Here is a 9,718-nt window from a genome sequence, read left to right as displayed (position 1 = left end):
AAAGAGGACATTTTGATTAGTAAATACCCCGGGACATTTTGATTAATAATTTGCATAAAAAAACACTATTTTTTATTTTATGTTTTATAATTTTAATGTAATAAAAATTAATAAAAGGGAGATTTTTAATAAATGAAAGCAACAAAAGTTATTTTAGTAGGAGCAGGAGCGGTTGGTGCTTCTTTCTTATATTCTGCTATTAATCAAGGATTAGCTGCAAAATACGGAATCATTGATAAATTTGAAGGACCAAGAGATGGAAATGTTCTTGATTTAGAAGATGCTATTGTTCCTTCTGTTAGAAAATATGAAGTATTTTCAGCAAATTATTCAGATGCTAAAGATGCTGATATAGTTGTTATAACAGCAGGAAGACCACAATTACCTGGTGAAACAAGATTAGAAATGGTAAAAGACAATTCTTTAATTATGAAAGATATTGCAAAACAAATTAAAGATAGTGGATTCAATGGAATTACAATCATTGCATCAAATCCAGTTGATATCCTTACATATGTATACCTAAAAGAAACAGGTTTTGATCCTAAAAAAGTTATTGGTTCAGGAACAATTCTTGATACTTCAAGATTAAAACAATTACTTTCTAAAAAAACAGGAGTTTCAACAAGCAATATAGAAGCATTTGTTATTGGTGAACATGGAGATTCTTCATTAATTAACTATTCAACTTTTAAAATAGCAGGGTTACCTTTTAGTAAATATGAAGAAAAATCTGGAGTAAATGCTTCAAATTATGAAGAAGAATTAGAAAAACCAGTTTATACAAAAGCATATAAAATTATTGAAAGAAAAAGAGCAACCTTTTATGGTATCGGTGCATGTTTAGCACAAATAGTTAGAGTAATTCAAGAAGATTCTAATGCTGTTTTACCTTTAGGAGTGTACTTAAACGGTGAATATGGTGCTTCTGATGTTGTAATCGGAGTTCCTGCTATTGTTGGTTCTGAAGGAATAAAAGAAATAGTTAATTTAGATTTAAATGACAAAGAAAAAGCAAAATTCGCTAATTCTGTAAGAATTGTTAAAGAAACAATCAAATCAATTCAATAAATAATTTAAGAGAAACTTTTCTAAGTTTCTTTTTTATTAAAATAAAAAATATATTTTAAAAACTTAAAATAATAGTGGTAAAATTTAAATAATTATATATAAGGAAAGATTTATGAGAAAATTTAATGCAAAAACAATAGCCTTTGTTGCTGTTTTTATGTCCATATCTACAATAATGCTTTTATTGGGTATTAGATTTTTTCCTTTTGCAGCTTTACCTAATTTTCGTTTTTCAATAATTGGTTTACCTATTAAAATTACAGGATTTATTTTTGGACCAATTGTAGGTTTATTAACAGGATTTTTATCAGATTTAATTTCTTTTCAATTTGTTCCTAGCACCTATTCAATTTATTACACTTTAGCTTTATCTATTACTGGATTTATTCCAGGAATAATTTCATGATTATTTTTTGATTTTATTAAAAAAAGATTAAATGAAAATTATATTCAAAAAAATATAAAAGAAAAAAGTAAATTTTATGCTTTAAAAATAGAAAATCTTTCTTTATCACTACTTTCTCTTTCTAATGAAAAAGAAATAAAAAAAATTAATAAAAAAATTTCAACAATTTCTAAAAGAATTAATAGATTAAATAAAGAAACACAACAAAATACTTTATTTACTTCTATGTTAATTTTTTGTTGAATTATAATGATAGTTGTTGCTGCTATTGTTTCTACCATTGTATTTTTAGCTCCTGATAAATTATTAGAAGAATCAAAATACATAAAAAATAAAGTAGGTTTTTTAATTTTAATGTTATCTGGAAATGGAACAATGCTAATTTTTATAACAATAGCAAGATTTTTAAAATTTTTTCAACAAAAAGACAGATTTACTACAATGGTTCCTATTATTGCTTTTTCAGTTATTTTAGAACCAACATCAAGTGCAATATTAGCTTTAGGTGATGTTCAATCTGGTGCTTTCCCAACTTTTGAAGTAGCTCTAATTACACATTTTATTGTGTCGCCTATTAAAATTTGAGTCAATTTATTTGTTATTTACCTTACAAGTTTAGTAATCCTTCCGATTGTAAAAAACAAAAATAGAAATAATTATTAAAGGAAAATATGGAATTTACAAACAAAATAATTTCTTTACTTGATGTTACTTATGAAGACAAATTAAAAAACTTAAATTTAGAAATAAATAAAGGAGAAGATGTCCTTATTTTTTCTTCTAATAAGAAAATTCCTTTTTGTTTTAAAGAACTCTTAGTTTTTAAAAATAAAAACTATTCTGGCGTCATTAAAATAGGAAAGAATTTTTTAAAAAAGAATTTTAAAGATTTTTGAATACCTGAAAAAGTTTTATCAATTTTTTCTAATAAAAATAAAAATCACTATTTCGATAAACCATTATTTGAAATAATGAAATATTCTTTTAATACTAATGAATATGATTTTAAATTAATGAGAGATTTCCGTAAAGATTGAAAAGAAGTTAGTGACGAATATCATTTTTTCATAAAAGAAGAGGAAGAAAAAATATCATACGATCTTTTTGAAACACAAATTAAAATTTTTGATCAATTTTTTAAAAAAATTAATTATAAAGAATTTTTACAGAAATTAGAACAAAATAATTTTAATTTAAGTGAGTTAAATGATTATTTAGATAAAAGAATAGATATGCTAAATACAAGTTTAAATAATATAACTTACTATGAAATTAAAAAATTTAATGTTTATGAAAAATATAGAGATAAATACAGAAAAAACGAAGGAAAATTACAAAATTTAAGAACTGAATTTGAAATTGCTGAAAAAGAAGTTGAATCATTTGAACATTCTTCAGAATTTGAAATCGCTTCTCATAATCACTTTCAAGAAATTAATCAATTAAAAGCAGAACTTAAAAAAAGAAATGAATTTTTAAAAAACGGGTTTTTAAAAAATGGAATATATTATTTACTTATAAAATCATTGAAACTCAAAATTAAAGAAACTAAAAAGGATTTAAAAGAAGCATATAAATCTGCAAACAAAGAACAGATTGTAAAAGCTAAAATTAATTATTGAATCAAAAGAAAAACACTTTATATTTTTAAACATAATAAAAAGCATCTAAAATATGTAAAACCAAGCGTTGTTAAAGGTTTTTATAACACTATTAAAGAATTTGAAATTGAATTTTTCAATAACTTATTTTTTGATTTTAAAAGGGGTAAAACAATTAAATTGGATAATCAACTAGAAATAATAGAAGAATATCACGAAAAGAAATTTACACTAAATAAAATCAAAATCTTAAATGAAAAGAAATTATTAGACACTTTAATAGAAAAAAAAGAATTAAAAAAAGAAATAAACTTTTTAAAAAAAGCAACAATTGAAGGTTCTAAAGAAATCGATCAAGTAGAAAAACATAAAAAAACAAATGTTTTATGAGAAAAAAAAGCAAATTATGTATGAGAAAAAGAAAAAAATGAAAATTTATTAGCCAATAGCATTGAAATCAAAATGCAAAATAATTCTAAATTAGAACAAGAAATTATTAATAATATCATTGCAATTACTAAAATTGATAGATTTTTATTTTCTTTCTTAAAAAGAAAAAATGAAAATAGCAACGAAGTGGAATTAGAAATATTTAAAAAAATAAAAAACGTAATTTTTTTAAATGATCATTTTTATGTTATTTATCACCCTATTTCTTTTTTATATACAAATGACTTTGAAGATAATGAAATCATCCAGAACGTTATTATTAAAAATGAATTATATAATTTTTTAAAATCCATTAACATAGGTATTGATAAACTCTGAATTCCTTATTCAGATTTAACACAAGAAGAGAAAATAAAAATAGACATAGGAAAATTAAAATTATATTCTCCAGAAGTTGCTCTTGTTGATTTAAATAAAACCATTTTTGATAAAACATATGTAGATCAATTGGTGGCAAATAAAAATCCAAATACTAGTTTAATAATTTTTGCAAGTGATTTTGTCGAAACAAAGCATATTAAAAATTTTGTTTTTATAGAAAAATCAAGAATAATTGAATGTTCATTTAATAATATTAAAAAGGAATTTGAAAGTGAATTTGCTAAAAAATTTTATAAATTTAAATCTTTCGATTTTTCTATTATTGATAAAATTAGCGAACATGAATATGATGAATTATATTCTTCAAGAAGATACTTTAAAAGTAATCGATCAGAAATTTACATTTCAGATAATGAATTAATTTCATCTAAAATTTTAAGTCATAGACAAAAACCAAAAAAAACACCTAATTTTGTAAAATTAGAAGACACGGTTATAATTGATTATACAGAAGAGAAAAGTTTAGAAAATACAGAATAAAAGGGGAAATATGGATAAAAATTTTAATCATAAAGATATAGAAAAAAACAGAAACCAGAAATGAATTAATAAAAAATATTTTTCATATCACGATTCGAGTAAAAGACCATTTACAATCATTGTGCCACCTCCTAATGTTACAGGAAAATTGCACTTAGGACATGCGTGAGATGAATATATTCAAGACACTATTATTAGATATAAAAAATTAAAAGGGTATGATGTTTTATTTTTACCTGCAGTTGACCATGCAGGTATAGCAACTCAAACAAAAGTTGAAGAATTATTGAGAAAAGAAAATAAAACTCGTCATGACTTAGGAAGAGAAAAATTTTTAGAAGAAGTTTGAAAATGAAAAGATGAATACTACAATAAAATTAAAGAACAGTGAAATTCTTTAGGTTTAGCACTCGATTACACAAATGAAAGATTTACATTAGATAAAGATGCTAATGAAGCAGTTTTAAAGATATTTGTTGATTTTTATAATAAAGGATGAATTTATAAAGATAAAAAAGCGATTAATTGAGATCCTAAACAAAAAACAGCTTTATCAAATATTGAAATAATTAATAAACCAACTAGTCAAAAAATGTATTATATTAAATACTTTATTGAAAACAGCGATGAATTCTTAACAGTTGCTACAACAAGAATTGAAACAATTCCTTCTGATGTGGCACTTGGTGTTAATCCAGAAGATAAAAGATATAAATCACTTGTGGGTAAAAATGTTATTCATCCTTTTACTAAAAAAATAATTCCAATAATTGAAGATGATTATATAGATAAAAAATTTGCTTCAGGTGTTATGAAAGTATCTGCACATGCTATGGCAGATATTGATATTATAAAAAAACACAATTTAGAAATTAATGAATCAATCAATCCTGATGGAAAAATGAATAGTTTAGCTTTAGAGTTTGAAGGATTAGATCGTTTTCAAGCAAGAGAACAAATTTATCAAAAACTATTAAAAGAAAATTATATTGTTAAAACAGAAGAAATAATATCTAATGTAGGATATTCAGAAAGAAGTGGTGAAGTTTCTGAAATAATTATGTCAGAACAATGATTTGTAAAAATGGAAGACTTACAAAAAATGCTGTTAAATCATTTAAAAAGCAAAAATGCTGTTAAATTTTATCCAAAACGTTTTCAAACAGTTATTAAAAAATGAATGGAAAACGTATATGATTGAACCATCTCACGTCAATTATGATGAGGACATAGAATACCAGCATGATATAAAAATGAAGAAATGAAAGTGCAAATTGAGTCTCCAGGTGAAGGATGAATTCAAGATCTAGATGTTTTAGATACTTGATTTTCATCAGGACTTGCACCATTTGTTTTTTTAGGCTGACCACAGTCAAACGAAAAAATCAATAGATATTTCCCTACTTCATTGCTTGTAACTGGTTGAGATATAATTTTCTTTTGAGTTGCAAGAATGTATTTCTTTAGTTTAAGTGTTATGGATGAAAAACCATTTGATGAAGTATTGTTGCACGGATTGATAAGAGATGAAAAAGGGATAAAAATGTCTAAATCACTTGGTAATGGTATAGATCCTATGGAAGTTATTGAACAATACGGCGCAGATGTTTTAAGAGAATCTTTAATATTTAATTCAACACCAGGGCAGGATATTAAATTTTCTAAAGACAAAATAGATGCTGCTTGAATTTTTAATAACAAACTATGAAATATAGTTAAATACTTTTATGAATTAGAAGAATGCAGCACTTGTCAAGAAATTACAGACAAAGATAAATGAATATCCAATAAATTGAGTCATTTAAATAAAAATATAGATAAATTTATGAAAAAATATGATTTTACATTAGTTTATAAAGCAATACATAAATTTATTTTTGAAGATCTTTCGTCTTGATATATTGAATTATCTAAAACTAACCCAAATAAAACATTTGGATTAGAAATAATTAAAAAATTATTAATTATTCTTCATCCATTCTGTCCTTTTTTAACAGATTATTTATTTGAAAAATTATTTAATCAAGAACTTTTAGAACACGAAAATACAGATATTACAACTTATAGAAATGTTAATTATATAGATAAAGTTATTGAAATAGTTAAAAATTTAAGACAATATAGAGAAAAACATAGCATTTCTAAAAAAGAAGTTCTAAAATATTGAATCGTAGATAAAAAACTTGATGTAACATCAATATTAATGATAAATAATATGTGTAATGCTGAATTATTTGAAAACAAACATTCAGTTTTAAAAACAGAAAATTTTGAAATTTATATTCAGCTATCTGCAGAACATGAAAAAAAAGAAGCAGAAAGAATAAAAGAAGAAATAAAAATAATTGAATTTGAAATAAAAAGAGCAGAAAATATGCTATCAAATTCTAACTTTTTAGCAAAAGCACCAAAAGAAAAAATTGAAAATGAAGAAAAAAAGTTAAAATTATATAAAGAAAAGTTAAAATTATATATAGAAAAAAATAAATAAAACATATTTAAGGAGAAAAAATGATAAAGTACGTTGTAAACCATAATGGAGATTGAGCTGTAAAAAACGCAAATGCAGAAAGAGCTACAAAAATTTTTAAAACTCAAAAAGAAGCTATTGAATATGCAAAACAATTAAAAGAAACAACAGCTGTTATGATTCAAGGAAAAGATGGAAAATTTAGAAAAGGGTAAGATTACCTTTTTTTATTTTCAAAAATTAAAATGACAAAAATTTTAGATGGTAAAAAAGCTTCAGAATTTTTTTTTCAAAAACAGCTTAATTTTTTTAATCTTTTACCAAAGAAAGCAATATTTAAAATTGTTCAAGTAGGTAATTTAGAAGCATCAAATCGTTATATAAAAAATAAATTAAAAAGAGCTAAAGAATTAGGGGTTAATGGTATATTAATTAAATTAGATAAAAACATCAGTGAAGAATCTTTGTTATCTATAGTTAGACAAGAATCAATAGATTGCGATGGAATAATAGTTCAATTACCTTTACCTAAACACATAAACTCACAAAAAGTTTTAGATTCTATTCCTGTTTTTAAAGATATCGATGGACTTTCAAGTAAAAATCAAAATCAATTTTATAATAATGAATTTTCATTTGCTCCAGCGACAGCAAAAGGAATTATGATGCTATTAGATTTTTACAATATTCAAGTTCAAAACAAAAAATGCTATGTTATTGGTGAATCTAATTTAGTAGGAAAACCAACAAAAAAATTACTTGTTGATGCAGGAGCTTTTACTCATAGTTTCAACAAAGAAACAGGAATTAAAGGTTCTGAAGAAGCTGATATTTTAGTTGTAGCAGCAGGAGAATCGCACTTAATTAAAAAGGATAATATAAAAGAAAAAGCGATAATTATCGATGTTGGAATAAACACTTTATCTAATAATAAAATTACTGGTGATGTTAATTTTCTGGATGTTTTAGATAAAGTAGAAGCTATTTCTCCAGTTCCGGGCGGGGTTGGTCCTATGACTATAACAGCATTATTTGAAAATTTAATGTTAACTATAAAAGAAAATTTAAAAAGTAATTAATAAATAAAATATAAGTCAAAAATGATTAATATTTTTAATTAAAATAAGTTTCAAACTATCGCAACAACAATATTTTTTTGAATTTAAATGTTAAAAATTCAAAAAATTAATAAAAAAATGAATTTTTATACTTTAAATTGAAATAAAATCAATAAAAAGAATATAATTATAATATTAGTTTAAATTCTAATTAATTTTAAAAAAATAAGGAGTAAAAATGCAATTTAAATTTGTTAAACCTGGCAAAGTTATGTTTTCTAAGGACGAAATTATCCGTTTTTTAGACATAGATGGAAACTTAACTAAAGAAGGTAAAAACAACGAACCAAAATTAAGTAAAGAAGAATTATTAAAAGCTTATAAATTTATGGTTCTTTCAAGAAGACAAGATGAATATATGTCACAGTTACAAAGACAAGGAAGAATGTTAACTTTTGCACCTAATTTTGGTGAAGAAGCACTACAAGTAGCTTCAGCTATGGCTTTAAAAGAAGATGACTGATTTGTGCCTGCATTTAGATCAAATGCAACTATGTTATATATGGGAATGCCTATAAAAAATCAAATGTTATATTGAAATGGAAATGAAAGAGGAAGTGTTACACCTGAAGGAATCAATTTACTTCCAATTAATATTCCTATAGCAACACAGTGTTCACATGCTGCTGGTATTGCTTATGCATCAAAATTAACTGGAAAAAATGTAGTTTCAATGTCATTTATAGGTAATGGTGGAACCGCTGAAGGTGAATTTTATGAAGCAATTAATACATCAGCAATTTGAAAATGACCATCAGTATTCTGTGTAAACAATAACCAATGATCAATTTCAACACCAGAGCATTTAGAAACTGGTTCAGAAACTATTGCAGCTAAAGCAGCAGCTGCTGGAATTCCAGGAGTTAGAGTAGATGGAAATGACTTGTTAGCTTCCTATGCTGTAGTTAAAGAAGCTGTAGAATTTGCAAGATTAGGAAATGGTCCTGTGGTGGTTGAATTCATAACTTGAAGACAAGGACCACATACTACAAGTGATAATCCAAGAATTTATAGAACTATAGAACAAGAGCAAGAACATGAAAAATGAGAACCAATGCACCGTATTGAGACTTATTTAAAAACAAAAGAATACTTAACTGACGAAGAAAAAGATCAAATTTGAGAAGATGCTATGGAACAAGTAAAAGCAGCTTATCAAGAATCATTAAAAGAATTAGATGTTGATTTAAACGAAGTATTTGATCATACTTATGCAACATTAACACCTGAATTAGAAGAACAAAAAGCAGAAGCTATCGCATATTATTCAAAGGAGAATAAATAATGGACAAAAAAATGTTAGAACTAAATAACATCGGTGCTGTAACCAACGCAATCGATTTAATGATGGAACAAGATGCACACGTTGTTCTTTGAGGTCAAGATGCTGGATATGAAGGTGGAGTGTTTAGAGCAACTGAAGGATTACAAAAAAAATATGGTGTTGAAAGAGTTTGAGATACACCTATTGCTGAAGCCTCTATGATGGGAATTGGAATTGGAGCTGCTCTTTTTGGACTAAAACCAATTGTTGAAATGCAATTTCAAGGATTTTCTTACCCAGCATTTCAACAACTTATGACTCATGCAGCAAGATATAGAAATAGATCAAGAGGAAGATTTAGTGTTCCTTTAGTATTAAGAATGCCAATGGCTGGTGGAGTTAGAGCTCTTGAACACCACTCAGAAGCAATCGAAGAAGCAAGGAAGTGTAATAAATTTTGTGTAAAAATTTCTCAAT

7 protein-coding genes and 1 pseudogene are annotated in these 9,718 nt (G+C 24.9%); all 8 read left to right on the top strand.

Annotated features, from left to right (window positions below; genetic code table 4):
* Positions 1 to 132: 132 nt before the first annotated feature.
* On the top strand, positions 133 to 1,071 hold the full coding sequence (locus ACXX89_RS03810; protein WP_436358649.1) for an L-lactate dehydrogenase: 939 nt from the start codon (positions 133 to 135) through the stop codon (positions 1,069 to 1,071).
* A 112-nt stretch (positions 1,072 to 1,183) separates the two neighbouring features.
* Positions 1,184 to 2,140, top strand: coding sequence for a hypothetical protein (locus tag ACXX89_RS03805; protein WP_436358648.1), 957 nt, complete (start codon positions 1,184 to 1,186; stop codon positions 2,138 to 2,140).
* Between the two features lie 8 nt (positions 2,141 to 2,148).
* A complete protein-coding gene (locus ACXX89_RS03800; RefSeq protein ID WP_458557706.1) occupies positions 2,149 to 4,389 on the top strand; it encodes a hypothetical protein in 2,241 nt (746 codons plus the stop codon).
* 10 nt (positions 4,390 to 4,399) lie between these two features.
* Entirely contained in the window at positions 4,400 to 6,880 is a 2,481-nt protein-coding gene (locus ACXX89_RS03795; protein ID WP_458557705.1) for a valine--tRNA ligase, read from the top strand.
* Between the two features lie 20 nt (positions 6,881 to 6,900).
* Positions 6,901 to 7,074 (top strand): DUF2188 domain-containing protein, encoded by a 174-nt coding sequence (locus ACXX89_RS03790; RefSeq protein WP_436358645.1) that lies wholly within the window; start codon positions 6,901 to 6,903, stop codon positions 7,072 to 7,074.
* A 30-nt stretch (positions 7,075 to 7,104) separates the two neighbouring features.
* Positions 7,105 to 7,938 carry a bifunctional 5,10-methylenetetrahydrofolate dehydrogenase/5,10-methenyltetrahydrofolate cyclohydrolase gene (locus ACXX89_RS03785; protein ID WP_458557704.1) on the top strand — a complete coding sequence of 278 codons (834 nt, stop codon included), beginning with the start codon at positions 7,105 to 7,107 and terminating at the stop codon, positions 7,936 to 7,938.
* A gap of 217 nt (positions 7,939 to 8,155) precedes the next feature.
* A complete protein-coding gene (gene pdhA, locus ACXX89_RS03780) occupies positions 8,156 to 9,262 on the top strand; it encodes a pyruvate dehydrogenase (acetyl-transferring) E1 component subunit alpha (RefSeq protein WP_458557703.1) in 1,107 nt (368 codons plus the stop codon).
* Positions 9,262 to 9,718 (top strand): annotated as a pseudogene (locus ACXX89_RS03775) (hypothetical protein); the annotation flags it as partial. The gene pdhA and the pseudogene ACXX89_RS03775, both read left to right, overlap by 1 nt.

The sequence above is a fragment of the Mycoplasma sp. 1012 genome (assembly GCF_054343455.1).
Note: the sequence above shows the minus strand (reverse complement) of the source record. Positions and strands in the feature narration are given on the sequence as shown.